The sequence below is a fragment of the Candidatus Nitrosoglobus terrae genome, assembly GCF_002356115.1.
Classification (GTDB): domain Bacteria; phylum Pseudomonadota; class Gammaproteobacteria; order Nitrosococcales; family Nitrosococcaceae; genus Nitrosoglobus; species Nitrosoglobus terrae.
Map to the genome: position 1 here is coordinate 1020786 of NZ_AP014836.1, position 14654 is coordinate 1035439.

The following is a 14654-nucleotide window of genomic DNA, read 5'->3' on the forward strand; positions in this document are numbered from 1 at the left end:
TGAATGGGTGATTAATCACTCATAATTAGTATTAATCGCTGATATTTTGTGCTTTTTGATTATGAGTTGTCTTCTATGGCTGATCTTTTGGGTGAAGAGGGTCCTCTTGCTACCCATATAAAGGGTTTTGCCCCCCGCCGCCCGCAGCAAGAAATGGCTGAAGCGGTGAGGAAGGCTTTAAAAGAAAAACAAATCTTAGTGACCGAGGCGGGCACTGGAACGGGTAAAACATATGCTTACTTAGTGCCAGCGCTGCTATCAGAAAATAAAATTATTATTTCAACTGGAACTAAACACCTTCAGGATCAGCTCTATCATCGAGATTTACCCTTAGTGAAGGCAGCCTTAGGCGTTTCTGCTCAGACTTGTCTTCTGAAAGGCAGAGCTAATTATCTGTGCCTTCATCGTTTATATCTTTTGGTACAGGAAAGAAGCATAGAAGAAGGTGCGCTAGCGGCAAATTTAGCCAAGATACAACAATGGGCGCGCCGAACGCGTACTGGGGATATCAGCGAATTAAGTAAAATCCCAGAAAATTCACCTCTTTGGCCTCGGGTAACTTCCACGGTAGATAACTGCTTTGGCCAAGATTGCCCAGTTTTCTCTGAATGCTATTTTATGGTCGCTCGCCGGCAAGCTCAGGATGCTGATATCTTGGTGATTAATCATCATCTGCTGTTATCAGATATTGTTCTACAGGAGAAGGGCTATGGTGATGTATTGCCCATGGCTGCAGCCTATATTATCGATGAAGCACATCAGCTCCCTGAGGTAGCTTCCCGTTTTTTTGGACAACAGGTCAATAGCCGCCAATTGTTAGAATTAATTCATGACAGTAGAGCTAAATATTTAGATGACCCTTCTGGGATGGCCAATATCCGTGATATTTGCCATCAGCTAGAGCAAGTCACTGTGGATTTTCAGGCTACTTTAGGCGCTAAAGAGCATCGCTTTGCTTGGCGGGAAGCTATAGATACTCGATCCGTGGCGCTGGCTTTAGAGAATTTAAGCACTACCTTAGCAAATCTGGAGCTAGAACTGAAATTGGTCGCAGATCGGGATAAAGGCTTGGAAAATTGTTATAAACAAGCAGGTAAGTTACAAGCGCAGCTTGCAGTATTTTCTCAACAGCCTAATGATGATTGGGTTTATTGGTTTGAAACACGGAGCCGATCTTTTATCCTCAGCGCTAGCCCGTTAGACATAGGAGAAAATTTTCATGCCTATATGGCGCGCCAACAAGCTAGCTGGATATTTACCTCAGCAACCATCGCAGTGGGTGAGTGCTTTGAGCACTTCAACCAGCAGTTAAATTTGGTTCCTACCGTAACTTACCGCTGGGAAAGTCCTTTTGATTTCCGGCAACAAGCGCTTTTATATCAGCCTGCTGGATTACCTGATCCTCATGATCCTCACTATATTGATGCTGTTATTGAAGCGGTTCTACCCGTCCTTATAGCTAGTCAAGGTCGAGCTTTCCTGCTTTTCACCAGTCATCAAGCGTTAAAGAAAGCTTATGATTTGCTTCGAAATAAAATTCTATTTCCTCTGCTGGTACAGGGCAGTGCGCCCCGTAGTGAATTACTCACCAGTTTCCGTAGCTTAGGGAATGCAATTTTATTGGGCACTAGCAGCTTTTGGGAGGGGGTGGATGTCCGGGGGAGTGCTTTATCTTGCGTGATAATTGATAAACTGCCTTTTGCCTCTCCAAGTGAGCCACTATTACAGGCGAGAATTGATGCTATTCGTCGTCGAGGAGGTAATCCTTTTATGGATTATCAACTTCCCCATGCGATTGTTCAACTCAAGCAGGGGGTAGGGCGACTGATTCGTGATGCCCATGATCGAGGATTATTAATGCTATGTGATCCGCGCCTGCATAATAAATCCTATGGCTGGTTATTCCTAAAAAGCCTTCCAAATATGCCTAGAACTCAAGATATCGCTGATGTTAAAGCATTTTTTGCTAAAGTTTAATATTTTTTAAATGAAAACGGCATTAATTACCGGTATTACAGGTCAAGACGGTATGTATTTGGCTGAGCTCTTGCTTAAAAAAGGCTATAAAGTGCATGGCATTAAGCGGCGCTCTTCCTTGTTTAATACTGATCGTATTGATCATCTCTATCAGGGTCCTCATGAATTGAATCGGCATTTTATCCTTCACTATGGCGATTTAACTGATGCCACTAACTTAATTCGAATCATTCAAGAGGTACAACCGGATGAACTATATAATTTAGCGGCTCAAAGCCATGTAGCAGTTTCCTTTGAGACACCAGAGTATACAGCTAATGCAGATGCGCTGGGAACGTTGAGATTATTAGAGGCAATCCGCATTTCGGGATTAGAAGAAAAAACTCGATTTTATCAAGCTTCTACCTCTGAGCTTTACGGTAAAGTAAAGACGGTTCCTCAAAATGAACAGACCCCTTTTTATCCTCGATCTCCTTACGGCGTAGCTAAGCTCTACGCTTACTGGATTACGGTAAATTATCGAGAAGCTTACGGGATGTACGCTTGTAATGGAATTTTATTCAACCATGAATCTCCAGTACGGGGGGAGACTTTTATTACCCGTAAAGTGACCCGTGGGTTGGCTCGGGTTGCCTCGGGATTACAGGATTGTTTATATGTGGGCAATCTTGAAGCGCGACGAGATTGGGGGCACGCACGGGATTATGCTAAAGCTCAATGGTTAATGCTACAGCAAAAGAACCCGGATGATTATGTTATTGCTACTGGCGAGCAGTACTCTGTACGAGAATTCATTGAGCAGGCCGCGTATGTGCTGGGTTTTTCCTTAAGCTGGAAAGGAAAAGGAGTAGATGAGGTAGGAATAGTGGCCGCAGCTGAAGCAAAATCTCATGAATATGATGGCATTAAAGCTGGAGATATTATTATTCGAGTAGATTCTCGTTATTTTCGTCCTACTGAGGTGGAAACTTTGCTAGGTGATGCCAGTAAGGCGCGGAAAATGCTTGGCTGGACTCCCCAAGTGAGTTTTAATAAGTTAGTGCACGAGATGGTAGTAGAGGATTTAAAATATGCCCAACGGGATGAGCTTTGTCGTCGGGAAGGTTATCGAACCTTTGATTATTATGAGTGATAATTATGGTACTTTTACTATCAGTAGAAAGAGAGGAAGCCTATGAAAAAATCTAATTTTTATCTTTTTATGCTACCTGCTAATTTTGTGAGCATCGGCTTCCATCTGAGTGTCTTGTTAATATTATTAATTATCAGCAGTATCATGACTATTGCCAGAGGAGATGCCCCCATGGAGCTAGTTCTTACCTCTCCTGCATTTAATCATCAGGGAGAAATCCCCGTTGGGTATACCTGTGATGGGGAAGATATTTCCCCTGAATTGTCTTGGTCTTATATCCCCACTGGGACTAAGAGTTTGGCATTGATTATGGAAGATCCAGATGCACCTGATCCAGCAGCGCCCAAAATGACTTGGATTCATTGGATGCTTTATAATATTCCGTTATCAGCTACCGGCTTACGTCGAGATATCAATCCTGTGTATCTGCCTATTGGAACTCGGGAAGGTTTAAATAGCTGGGGTCGAACAGGCTATGGCGGCCCTTGCCCTCCCATAGGACGTCACCGTTATTTTTATAAGCTTTATGCCTTAGATATAGTGCTGCCTGATTTAAACATGCCAACAAAAAATGCCTTGGAGGAAGCTATGACTAGCCATATACTTGCGCAATCAGTACTTATGGGAACTTATCAACGTTAGTTATTTAAATAATTGAATAGCTTGATCCTATTTGCCAAGTCGATAGTTATTCATTATAGGACAGGGTTGATATTGATCTTAGGACGAAAGTGTTCGCACGAACACCATTCCAACATAAAGAGCACCTAGGCCGACCACCACTGAGCCGATAACATACAGCGTGGCATCGATAATCTCCCCTCTAGAGTTTAGCAGTGTGATCTGAAGTATAAAGGTCGAAAAAGTGGTGAAGCCGCCGATGATTCCTGTTGCTATGAATAGCTGTCCCTGTTGCGACATACTGTTCTTGAGCACCCAATACTCGATCATCACACCCATGAGGAAAGAACCTAGCACATTGATACAGAACGTGCTGACTAGATATTGAAATTGAACGCCTAGGAGTCGTAGCGATAAGACATTGATACCGTGCCGCATCGCCGAGCCGATACCACCGCCTACAAACACAAGAAGAAATTCCATCCTACCTATTGCCCTTGTTGATTAAGAACTGTGGGCAACAAGAACCCGTTGGCGGCAGGTTACTGGACATCTATCGCGGACGGGTTAGCGCACCCGTTTCAGTAGGAGCCATCAGCTTTTACGAGCGGTTATTGGGAAGCTCCATTCCCATTACAAGAGCCTATTCTAGCAGTTAATTAATAGGTATATCTACTAAATAGAGCTAGGAATTTGATACTGATTAACTCTTCTGATTCGATGGTATTCAAAGTTATCTAGATTTATTAATTATTTAAATAACTTGCTCTCCCTGCTGAGAGAAATAGCGCTCTAGATATTTTTGGAAAGGAAGATGGTCAGCGGCTTCTATAGCTTGCTGCTGCGTCCAAGACTCCTGCGCTAGATGAGTGAAATATTGGTATTGTTCTTTTTTTAAAGGCAATTGCTTGAAATAATTGGCATGAGCTTGGGAGAGTTCCATAGCAAGATCTTGAAAAGAGATCTGTTTCTCTCGCATCTGGGTAAGCATGCGAGCAGAAGGGGTCAAATCGCTTCTGGAGATAACCTCTAATTGCATGGTAAGCGCTTGGGTATAAGGACGATCAGATTCTTCTTGATCTAATAACTCACATATTCCTCTCATTTCATCGCAGATCTCCTGTGCCCATTCTTGAAGTGGTCTAGCCTGCCCTCCATGCTGCAATTTTAAGTGGGGATCGCGCCCGCAGCAGGCTGCAGTTTTTTGGTTATACTCAACTTCTCGACGCTCATCCGTATTGAGCATTGGGCCGGCTTTTAAAAGACATAAAATCAGTAAAGCTTCCAGAAAATATAGCTGTTGTTCATTTGTACCCAGCGGATCATAGGCGCTGATATCTAAAGCTCTTACCTCTACGTATTGCACTCCTCGACGTTTAAGCGCCAGCGTGGGTTTTTCGCCAGCGTGGGTAGTTTGCTTGGGTCGTATAAAACTATAGTATTCATTCTCAATCTGAAGGATGTTAGTACTAAGCTGGCGATATTCCCCGTTGACAATAACACCGATATCTCGATAGGGCATAAAAGGGGTTTCCATTGCTCGAGTAAGATCGGTAATGTACTCTGAAAGGGTATTATAGGAAATATCCATATTGGCTTGAGTTTTATTTTTATAGCCAATATCACTCATACGTAGTGAGGTAGCGTAAGGCAAAAAATAGGTGCTTTGATCGAAGCTAAGAAACCCTTCTGGTTTTTCTTTCAGGAAAGATTTACAAACTGTAGGAGAGGTACCAAATAGGTAGGGAATTAACCAACCAAGGCGATGGAAGTTACGAAGGAGATGAAAATAGCTGTCGTTAATAAACTCAAATAGGGATCGGCTATCGCTTTCCTGCTCTTTAAATATGGGCCAGAAAGTTTCAGGGAGTGAGTAGTTAAAATGGATACCAGCAATGGCTTGCATCCGCCGTCCATAGCGATAACCTAGCCCTCGCCGGTAAATATGCTTCATTTGTCCAACATTAGAATGGCCATAGTAAGCGATAGGAATATTAAGATCATCTCTTATCGCGCAGGGCATGCTTGTAGCCCAAAGGAGCTCTTGATCCAGTTGCTGGTAGGTAAATTGATGAATAAGCGATAAGAAGGTGAGCATTTCCCGCATCTCAGCGTAGGGAGGGGTTACAAACTCTAGTAAGGATTCTGAATAGTCAGTGGTAATGTAAGGATGGGTGAGAGCCGATCCAAGGGCGCATGGATGAGGCGTTTGAGCTAGATCTCCCTTAAGGGTAATGCGTAAGCTTTCTTTTTCTATGCCTTTCTTACCTCCCTTAAGCAGTTCTTTATAAGAGGAACGGGTGAGCCACCGTAGGCGCTGCTGCAAGATCTTATCCAAAGTTTTGGTTTTCCTAATTAGGGCGTTATTGCGAGAGTGAGCTTTAGGCCTGCAACAAGCGAATAACTAAAGGTTTCCAAGCGGTGATTAAAACGATAATCAGCACTAATTCTAATCCTATAATACGCCAATAACGTGTACGTTCAGTCCCTTCAGTATCGGTCATAAATATACGGCTCATCATGATATCAAGGGCTATAACAAACAGCATAATAATGGTTAGCGCTGGGGCAACGTTACCTACTACAGCGCGCCAACCTCCGAAGGGAGGGGCATCCGTAGCAATGGGGGCTAATCCAACAAGAATAGCTGTGAATACAGCTAATGCAATACGCATAATGCCAAAATAATTAATAAATTTCATAGCTCTCTCCTGATATTAAGATCTTAGGTAAGAAATAAGAGGCCCTATTGTTCTACTATGGGATCCCGTAAAGTAACAAATTCTTCAGCAGCGGTAGGATGAATTCCAATAGTGCTATCAAATATAGATTTGGTAGCTCCGGCTTTAATGGCGATTGCAATGCCTTGAATAATCTCTCCAGCATCAGGCCCGATCATATGGGCACCAATAACTTTTTGAGTAGCTTTTTCTACAATAATTTTGACTATCGTTTGCTCATCGCGACCGCTTAAAGTGTGCTTTAAGGGGCGAAAGTAGGAGCGATAAACTTGGATGTCATGATAGCGTTCTCGTGCTTGATCTTCAGTAAGTCCTACGGTAGCAATACTAGGCTGACTGAAGATACAGGTAGGAATATTGTTGTAGTCTAACCGAGTATGCTGCCCTCCAAAGAGATTACGCGCTAACACCATGGCCTCAGCTATGGCAACTGGTGTTAGATTAAGGCGATGGGTAACATCCCCAATTCCATAGATGGAAGGAACCGTACTTTGATAGTCATCATTGACTACGATAGCGCCATTTTGCTTAAGCGTAACCCCTAATTTTTCTAATCCTAATCCTGCAGTTTGAGGTGCCCGTCCAGTGGCATACATCACTTTATCAACTTTAAGATTCTCTCCATGATGGAGTGTGAGAGTAAATTCTTGTCCTATTTTCTCAATAGAGGCTACTTCTGTATTAAAGCGAAGCGCAATATTTTCTTTGATCATCTGTGTGGCTAAACTTTGCCGCAGATCCGGATCAAACCCTCGAAGAAAAAGCGGTCCCCGATCCAATAGAGTTACCTGACTCCCTAGCCCATTAAAAATGCTAGCAAACTCCACCCCAATATAACCACCCCCCACAATAGCAATTCGTTCTGGAAGCATATCAAGAAAAAAAGCCTCATTTGAGGTAATAACATGCTCATGGCCTAGAATCTTGGGAACAACGGGTTGACCGCCAGTAGCGATTAAAATTCGTTCTGCTGTGTAACGCTGATGGTTAATTAAAAGGCTATAAGGGGTTTCTAGCTGCGCATAACCGCTTACTAGTGTGACGCCTGCTTTTTTTAATAAATCTTCATAGATTTTGTTAAGACGTTTAATTTCTGTATTCTTGTTCTGGATGAGAGTTGTCCAATCAAAATGGTATTGATTTATAGACCAGCCAAAGTTAGTTGCATCCGCAAAATCTTTAGCAAAATGGGCAGCGTAAAAGAGCAATTTTTTAGGAATACAGCCGAGATTGACGCAAGTTCCTCCCAGATCTTGTCCCTCAGCAATGGCTACCCGAGCCCCAAAAGCAGCTGACATTCGCGCGGCCCGCACCCCTCCAGAGCCTGCGCCAATGACAAAAAGATCAAAATCGTAGGAAGCCATGATAAATATAACTCCTTTAGCCTATAAGGTTTTCAAATATTCTAGGATTTGTTGCCTCTCTTCTGTAGTCAAACCATCTCCAAAAGTATGACCGCTATTAGAGTACCCTTGTAATGTTGTGTCATAGAGGCGTTTACGTTGTTCTGGATCAGAGGTGTCAGCTTTACCATAGGCTAGCTTAGTGTAATTCCAACCTAAGGTTTGTTCGTTATAGTCTTTAGAATTGTCAAAATTACGAGTCCAGTACTGAGGCCGCGCTGCACTATTTAACAGCGCTTCAATCGTAGGAATAGAGCCGTTATGCAGGTAAGGTGCAGTTGCCCAGATACCGTCTAAGGGAGGTGCTAGATAGCCTGGAACCCATTCTAAGTGTGAGTGTTCCCCATAAAAAGATTGTGCCAACCAAGAGCCAAATTGTTTGAGTTGTTTTCCTAATGCTGCGGTGATGTACTCAGGATCAGTACCAATCTCCTTAAATGGAATAACTAAATTGGGATAATGCCCGTTATTACCATAAGTGCCATGGCAACGGGCGCAATAGTTGTCAAATACCTGCTTACCTTGGCTAGCAAGTTCTTGGTTAATAGAAAATGGATAGACGGGGGGTGCTATAGAGGCAATATAAGCGCGAATATCGGGCGCGTAAGAGTCAATGGATTGCGCCTCCTCTACGGTGTCCGTACAAAGCGTAGAAGCCAAGATTTCAAGCCGAGCATGATCACCGCGACCAGAAGCTGAGTAAAACATAGCGTTTACTTTTTGCATTCGCCACCAAGGGGGCACGCTTACAGGTAGAGGTTTTTTAGAGGGAGGATCTATAAGCGGTTTGTTAGACCAATTCAGTGTTTTTGGATCTCGATGGGCAAAGAGCGCCCAAGTCATGTTAACGGCCGAGTTGACCCCTATAGTATCTGTTCTAATATAAGGGCTAATGGCGCTCACCCGATCGGCCCATCTACGCCATTCAGCTGTTTCTTGTTCTCCTTCCACATAAACCCCTATGCTTTCCACGTTCGCTGCAAAGTCTTGGGTAAGATCCAAAGATTCATTGCCAAGGCCGATAATTAACTGATCATTAAAGGGGCTAGCGTGACAAAATAAGCAATTATTGACAACCAGATCAACGTTCTCTTTTTGGTAATACGTTTGATAGTAGGGTAATTGAGTATTTAGCTTATTTCTTCCAGCTAGCGTGTATTTAGGGGGATGGTAAAGCCCACTTTTCTTATAAGCAGAGTAAGGTATGCCACAGGTTACGTAGGCCTTGTTAATGAGTGCATCATAACCAGTTTTAGGGTCTCCGGATCGCTGAGGGCTGCTAGGGATAAATCCAGTTGGAGATTTCGCTATTGTTAGCGTTTTACCTGCTTGAGGTGTTTCATCTGATCCGCAGGCAGTTAATAAAAGAATAAGACTGGCCATGGCCGCTATCCATTGTTTAGGCTGCTGCATCTCTTTCTCCTATTATTTAATGGAACGACTTAGAATTTAAACACATATTGAACTTTAAATGAAACCAAGTGCTGATAAGCTATGGCTTTTCTTGGTTATTTTAAGCGCTGAAATATTCATCTCATGGGTCATAACCGATTAGCTCGATATAGCCTTGCCCCTCTACTGTTTCTCCATAGTCTTTACCAGTAGCTTTTACTATTCCTCCCCAGTAACGAAGCGTAAGGTTAAGTTCCTGATTGTTTACATAAGGAATTAAGCTCAAATCAAGCCCTTGATCAGGTACTCTAAGTTGCCAGCGGGAAGGGTAGTTAATTTTACTGCTAGGACTTTGCCAGTAGTTTAGTACTTCGATAGTAAAATTATCCCGATCCAAGATCTGGATTTTACCGTTCTGATCTATGAGAAAGCCACTATTGATAGGAACGCCACTACCATCTCGTCGACGAAGTCGAAAACCCAGTAAATCTCGGCCATCTTCAAGCTGTAACAGGAAACGATCCCAAACTACAGGTCCAGTAGGTATGGGTATTGCCCCCCAGGCGTGATCCAGCCAAGCTAGACCTTCCACTGGATAAGTGTTTTGATTAATTTGGACTTTTCCTTGGGCACGTAAGCGGGGGAGCTGGTAGGCATAAAAAGTACTTCTCTGTTTAGCCGGATCCTGACCGGAGAGAAACGGAGGTTTAAGGTTATGTAGCGTAAGATCAATACGCATATTGTGAGCGGTTGCCTGTAGATGAAAGCTGTTGGAATTTTCTCCCTCTAACGCTTGGAAATACCAGTTTTCCAGCCATATTTTGGGCGGATATAGAGAGGATCCACTGAGTTTTAGGGCTGATCGACTAAAGCGTTCAGAGACTTGGAAATGACTTTGATTAATATCAGTTAAGGAGAAATGCCCGCGATATACTTCTCTAGTGTCCCATAAAGAAGGCCGATGGGCAGTTTTTGGAGGTTTGAGGCCAACACGAAAAAAACTGAGCTGAAAACCAAAGCGTTTTCCCTGTTTTGAGTCTAAGCTACCGGTGAAATACCATGATTCAGTTTGATAATGAGGGTGGGCACTATGATCTCTGGGGAAGGAAAATTGCCAAGGAGCCTCTACCTGAGTAAATGCCTCTGCGCTCGTTTTTAGTAGCCCCATAAGGGGGAAATCAGCTTGTAGTTTTAAGTTAGGCTTGTCTTTCTGTAGCCAGAGAGCGCTGCCAATTCCTATGGCCGTGATCACCAGTAGCCCCGTGATCATAGTTTTTCTTGGACGCATGAGTTTTTCCTGCATGTTGTTGTCTACATAATATTATGCATAAGGCTTATTCCTTGTTTTAGTTTATAGGTATTGCCGAAATAAAGAACGGCAAGAAAAGTTAGGGGAGGATAGAAATGGCGAATAATATATTCAAGATAATAGGTTTTATGGCGTTGTTAGTCATCAGGCCGGTATTTGCAGTCGATCCGGAAAATGGTTGGTGGTGGAATCCTAGTCAGGCTGGAGTAGGTTATAACCTTGAAGTACAAAACAATACCGTATTTGTAGCCGTATTTATCTATGACAATAACGGCAACCCAACTTGGTATTCGGGATCGGGGAATATCAATCAAAACTTAAATCAAAATAACGATAATGTCACCATCAATTTACAACAGTCCACTGGCGGGCCTTGCTTAGGGTGTACTTATACCGCCCCTCAGACCAGTACTACGGATAAACAGCTTGCGCTAACCTTTGATCAAAGTGGCTCAACAGGTACGGCTGTTTTAGATGGCGTAACGACTCAAATCAAGCGGTTTAATTTTAATTTAGGCAGTGGCGCACAAAAGCTTGTAGGGGCGTGGACTATTGTGAGTTTACCGGTAGCTAGTGCATCAGGCCAGGCGGCTACGGGGGCGGGCACCAGTAACTATATTGTTTGTAGTAGTGTGAGCGATCAGGGCGTAGTGAGCTGCACTGATGCGGCTAATAACCCCATTACTTTTTCCTCTAATGGAAGCACTAGCTTCCCCAGCTACCAAGGGGTGATTCCAACCTCTGGAGGAGAGAGTATCGCCTATCTTCTTAGGTTCCAAGGGCTTAATCATTTAGTGGGGGTTTCCGCGATGGTAGATCCAAATGCCTCTGTTGATGAGGTTGGTAATGTATTAAAAAATAGTACTAACTTAGCCTTAGCTCGGGGTTTTAGAGATGAAAGTGCAACCAGCTCTGCGCCAGCCTTTACTACAAACCCTCAGCCATCTCAAGATAATAACAATGGTTCTACTGGAACCATTAATGGCTTTACCTCTAATGCGGATGCAGCGTTGTCGAAAGCTTTCCAAGATGCCAATCAATTTTAAAAACCCTAGATTTAAATTATGAGCAGGAGGGTTAGATTTTGTAACTTAAAAAGAGCCAATTCACATTTCCGCATAGTGATCCCAGTAGATTGTGCTTAAAAGGCGCTTTCTGTGCTCCGCCACGCAACATCCTTGTTGCTCTTTCAAAGTTGATTTAGGGGTAATTTAAGATAAGAGATACCGTTATCTTCTGGTAGGGGTAATTCTCCGCCTTGAATATTAATTTGTAGTGAGTGCAAAATTAACGGCGGTGGAGACGATATACGATCTCTTTCCGTCCTTTTTTGAATAAATGTTTCCTTGCTTATTCGGCTATTAATTAAGAGATTGCAAGCTTTTTGCTCAGCTACCGTACTTTCCCATCGAGGTTGCCGTCCACTAAGCAGGTAGTCATGGCCGGTAAATAGCCGAGTCTCTTCTGGGAGTTTGTAAATACGCTGAATTGAATTATACATTGCTTCTGCGCTCCCGCCAGGAAAATCTGCCCTAGCGGTGCCATAATCTGGCATCAGTAAGGTGTCTCCAACAAAAGCTACATTGGCTATAACGTAGGTAACACAAGCTGGGGTATGTCCTGGGGTGTGGAGGACCTGAGCTTCAAGAGAGCCAATTTGGAAATGCTCTTCATCAGCAAAAAGGTGATCAAATTGAGATCCATCTGTTTTAAACCCTGCGCCTAAGTTGAATAATTGATTAAATCTTTTCTGAACTTGAATAATGCAATTACCAATACCAGTGCGGCCTCCTAGTTGTTTTTTTAAATAGCCGGCAGCGCTTAGATGATCAGAATGAGCATGAGTTTCAAGAATCCACTCAACACTTAAATTATTTTTATCAATATAGTCAATCATTCGATTAACTATTATTGTGCTTGTTCTAGCTATTGCTGGATCATAGTCAAGAATAGGATCAATAATAGCGCAATTATTATTAGGTTCGCAGATGATATAAGAAATAGCGGAGGTGTTGGGATCGAAAAAAGCCTGTATATTGGGTTTCATAAGCGGTTTTTATCCTAACTTTTAGCTGTCAGCTTTCAATATTAAGATTAATATCATTATTAACAATTTTTTTCTACCTTTTTATATATGAGATATTTTATATCTCTTTCATTTTCATTAATAAATAAAAAAACAAGAAGAGGCAGCCCCATAAAGGCAAGCTGCCAGCATAAACACCTTATTTCTTCATTTCTTCTTATTACTAATCCCAGCCAAAAGCGTATTATACGCATCAATAAATTTCTGAACCCCTTCCTTTTCGAGCTGAGCCGTCACTTGCTTAAAATCAACTCCTACTTGCGCAAGATCTGCAATAGTTCTTCCAGCCGCCTCTAAATCTTTCTCTATGGTTTCAGCAGCAACTCCATGATCAGCAAAAGCAGCAATAGTTTCTTCAGGCATCGTATTAATGGTATGGGGACCAATAAGAGGCTCGACATACATAACATCCCGATAGTTCGGATTTTTAGTACTGGTACTCGCCCAAAGCATTCTTTGCGCTTGGGCACCCTTAGCTTGTAGTTTTTTCCAACGATCGCTTTGAATAATAGATTGAAAACTTTGGTAAGCAAGCTTAGCATTTGCAATAGCCATTTTTCCTTGTAGGGATTTTAGTTTGGCTATCAAAGCACTCTCTTTTTCATGGGAAATTCGCTGATCAAGCAGCTGATCAACCAATACATCAATTCGACTGATAAAAAAACTCGCTACTGAAGTAATATTATTTACAGATCGACCCGACTCAATGCGCCGTTCCAGTGCTCTAAGGTAAGCTTGAGCCACTGCTTCATAACGTTCAACAGAAAACAACAGGGTAACGTTAATACTAATACCTTCAAATAATAATTCCTCAATAGCAGGGATACCCTCAGCTGTACCTGGGATTTTAATCAGTAAATTAGGACGAGAAACTTCTTGCCAAAGCCGGCGAGCTTCCTTAATAGATCCCTGAGTATCGTGAGCCAAATGAGGAGACACCTCAAGACTAATAAAACCATCTTGACCCGATACCTTATCATAAAGGGGCTGGAGAAGAGTGCAGGCATCATGAACATCAGTGGTCACTAGTGCCTCATAAATTTCAGTAGGTGAGCGACCCTCTTGAATCAACGGATAAATCTGATCATCATAATCATGACTACCTGTAATTGCCTTATTAAAAATACTGGGGTTAGAAGTTACTCCTCGTAAGCCTTGTTTTTCAACACGCTGCTTCAGTTCTCCATTTTTAATCATGCTACGCGTAAGATCATCAATCCAATAGCTTTGTCCAAATTCAAGCAATTTTAGCATTACTCTTCTCCTCGTCTATTCTGATACTTAAGCTTAAATATTACCTGAATAAGGGTATCAAGACTAAAGACCCATATCAAGGCAACTAAAAAACCTCCCAAGACATCAGAAGGATAATGGGCTTGAAGATAAAGTCTTGAGCTAGCAACCAAAATGACTAGGGCACTCAAAAATATCGTTACTGGCCATCGCCAATGGGGCCAAGGCCAAATACGGCTGATGATTAGAAAGAGGCAGAGTGCAAAAGCTGTAATCTCAGAAGTATGCCCACTGGGAAAAGAGAAACCCGTATACTTTTGTAAAGGAGGAAATAAATCGGGGCGTTCTCTGTGTATAAAAAACTTTATTTTATGGTTGATAAAGCCAGCTCCACTAAAACCTACACTTAGGAGTATAGCTTCCAGATAGTAAGCATAGCGAAGCAGAAACCCAAAGATTACAATGCCCAGCGGAAAAAGAACAATATCAGATCCTAATGAAGTGACTATAAGAAAAAAATAAGTAAAAACGTCCGTTTGATGAGCAGCAAAAAAGGAAAGAATAGGTACATCAAACCAAAAATTTTCATGCTGATACACCGCGTAAGCGAGAATAACAAAAACCCCTATCCCTAAACTAACAGCAGCGCCATGGACAAGATTAGGGATAATACGGTAAGAAGGTGGTTGCTTATGATATCTTTTTCTCATGTTACAGCTACCTAGTATTGAATTAACAACAATTAATGACTGGAGGGAAG

The 14654-nt window shown here is 42.4% G+C and carries 13 protein-coding genes and 1 riboswitch; of the genes, 4 read left to right on the forward strand and 9 right to left on the reverse strand.

All coding sequences use genetic code 11. From position 1 onward, the window contains the following. Positions 1 to 75: 75 nt before the first annotated feature. Genes TAO_RS04950 through TAO_RS04960 form a run of 3 tightly spaced genes read left to right on the forward strand, consistent with a single transcriptional unit; the run spans position 76 to position 3751 of the window. Positions 76 to 1977, forward strand: a complete 1902-nt coding sequence (locus TAO_RS04950; protein WP_096526886.1) for an ATP-dependent DNA helicase — start codon at positions 76 to 78, stop codon at positions 1975 to 1977. 10 nt (positions 1978 to 1987) lie between these two features. Further along, positions 1988 to 3109 (forward strand): GDP-mannose 4,6-dehydratase, encoded by a 1122-nt coding sequence (gene gmd / locus TAO_RS04955; RefSeq protein WP_096526887.1) that lies wholly within the window; start codon positions 1988 to 1990, stop codon positions 3107 to 3109. A gap of 42 nt (positions 3110 to 3151) precedes the next feature. After that, a complete protein-coding gene (locus tag TAO_RS04960; RefSeq protein WP_408607622.1) occupies positions 3152 to 3751 on the forward strand; it encodes a YbhB/YbcL family Raf kinase inhibitor-like protein in 600 nt (199 codons plus the stop codon). 78 nt (positions 3752 to 3829) lie between these two features. Here TAO_RS04960 and crcB read toward each other — a convergent pair whose 3' ends face one another. The 6 genes from crcB to TAO_RS04990 form a co-directional block, all read right to left on the reverse strand. Beyond that, on the reverse strand, positions 3830 to 4213 hold the full coding sequence (gene crcB, locus TAO_RS04965; protein ID WP_172419062.1) for a fluoride efflux transporter CrcB: 384 nt from the start codon (positions 4211 to 4213) through the stop codon (positions 3830 to 3832). A gap of 95 nt (positions 4214 to 4308) precedes the next feature. Beyond that, positions 4309 to 4371: riboswitch (Fluoride riboswitch) on the reverse strand. Positions 4372 to 4484: 113 nt separating this feature from the next. Beyond that, the gene (gene gshA, locus TAO_RS04970) at positions 4485 to 6068 is read right to left on the reverse strand and encodes a glutamate--cysteine ligase (protein WP_096526889.1); all 1584 of its coding nucleotides are present in this window, start codon (positions 6066 to 6068) and stop codon (positions 4485 to 4487) included. Positions 6069 to 6111: 43 nt separating this feature from the next. Next, the gene (locus TAO_RS04975; RefSeq protein WP_096526890.1) at positions 6112 to 6432 is read right to left on the reverse strand and encodes a hypothetical protein; all 321 of its coding nucleotides are present in this window, start codon (positions 6430 to 6432) and stop codon (positions 6112 to 6114) included. A gap of 44 nt (positions 6433 to 6476) precedes the next feature. Beyond that, positions 6477 to 7835 (reverse strand): glutathione-disulfide reductase, encoded by a 1359-nt coding sequence (gorA, locus tag TAO_RS04980; RefSeq protein ID WP_096526891.1) that lies wholly within the window; start codon positions 7833 to 7835, stop codon positions 6477 to 6479. Positions 7836 to 7856: 21 nt separating this feature from the next. Beyond that, positions 7857 to 9287, reverse strand: a complete 1431-nt coding sequence (locus TAO_RS04985; RefSeq protein ID WP_096526892.1) for a c-type cytochrome — start codon at positions 9285 to 9287, stop codon at positions 7857 to 7859. A gap of 121 nt (positions 9288 to 9408) precedes the next feature. After that, entirely contained in the window at positions 9409 to 10554 is a 1146-nt protein-coding gene (locus TAO_RS04990) for a lipocalin-like domain-containing protein (RefSeq protein WP_096526893.1), read from the reverse strand. 116 nt (positions 10555 to 10670) lie between these two features. Here TAO_RS04990 and TAO_RS04995 point away from each other — a divergent pair, with 116 nt between their 5' ends. Continuing rightward, complete coding sequence (locus tag TAO_RS04995; RefSeq protein WP_096526894.1) at positions 10671 to 11621, forward strand: hypothetical protein; 951 nt, start codon at positions 10671 to 10673, stop codon at positions 11619 to 11621. 143 nt (positions 11622 to 11764) lie between these two features. Here the strand turns inward: TAO_RS04995 and TAO_RS05000 are convergent, their stop codons facing one another. The 3 genes from TAO_RS05000 to TAO_RS05010 form a co-directional block, all read right to left on the reverse strand. Further along, the gene (locus tag TAO_RS05000; RefSeq protein ID WP_096526895.1) at positions 11765 to 12622 is read right to left on the reverse strand and encodes an MBL fold metallo-hydrolase; all 858 of its coding nucleotides are present in this window, start codon (positions 12620 to 12622) and stop codon (positions 11765 to 11767) included. A 186-nt stretch (positions 12623 to 12808) separates the two neighbouring features. Then, positions 12809 to 13915 carry a transaldolase gene (gene tal / locus TAO_RS05005; RefSeq protein ID WP_096526896.1) on the reverse strand — a complete coding sequence of 369 codons (1107 nt, stop codon included), beginning with the start codon at positions 13913 to 13915 and terminating at the stop codon, positions 12809 to 12811. Continuing rightward, entirely contained in the window at positions 13915 to 14604 is a 690-nt protein-coding gene (locus TAO_RS05010; RefSeq protein WP_096526897.1) for a phosphatase PAP2 family protein, read from the reverse strand. Before TAO_RS05010 ends, tal begins: the two co-directional genes overlap by 1 nt. Between the last annotated feature and the right edge of the window lie 50 nt (positions 14605 to 14654).

Bases quoted from the DNA above. Each gene is read 5' to 3' on its own strand.
- TAO_RS04950 (WP_096526886.1), top strand. From the start codon at position 76: ATGGCTGATCTTTTGGGTGAAGAGGGTCCTCTTGCTACCCATATAAAG.
- gmd (WP_096526887.1), top strand. From the start codon at position 1,988: ATGAAAACGGCATTAATTACCGGTATTACAGGTCAAGACGGTATGTAT.
- TAO_RS04960 (WP_408607622.1), top strand. From the start codon at position 3,152: ATGAAAAAATCTAATTTTTATCTTTTTATGCTACCTGCTAATTTTGTG.
- crcB (WP_172419062.1), bottom strand. From the start codon at position 4,213: ATGGAATTTCTTCTTGTGTTTGTAGGCGGTGGTATCGGCTCGGCGATG.
- TAO_RS04975 (WP_096526890.1), bottom strand. From the start codon at position 6,432: ATGAAATTTATTAATTATTTTGGCATTATGCGTATTGCATTAGCTGTA.
- gorA (WP_096526891.1), bottom strand. From the start codon at position 7,835: ATGGCTTCCTACGATTTTGATCTTTTTGTCATTGGCGCAGGCTCTGGA.
- TAO_RS04985 (WP_096526892.1), bottom strand. From the start codon at position 9,287: ATGCAGCAGCCTAAACAATGGATAGCGGCCATGGCCAGTCTTATTCTT.
- TAO_RS04990 (WP_096526893.1), bottom strand. From the start codon at position 10,554: ATGCGTCCAAGAAAAACTATGATCACGGGGCTACTGGTGATCACGGCC.
- TAO_RS04995 (WP_096526894.1), top strand. From the start codon at position 10,671: ATGGCGAATAATATATTCAAGATAATAGGTTTTATGGCGTTGTTAGTC.
- TAO_RS05000 (WP_096526895.1), bottom strand. From the start codon at position 12,622: ATGAAACCCAATATACAGGCTTTTTTCGATCCCAACACCTCCGCTATT.
- tal (WP_096526896.1), bottom strand. From the start codon at position 13,915: ATGCTAAAATTGCTTGAATTTGGACAAAGCTATTGGATTGATGATCTT.
- TAO_RS05010 (WP_096526897.1), bottom strand. From the start codon at position 14,604: ATGAGAAAAAGATATCATAAGCAACCACCTTCTTACCGTATTATCCCT.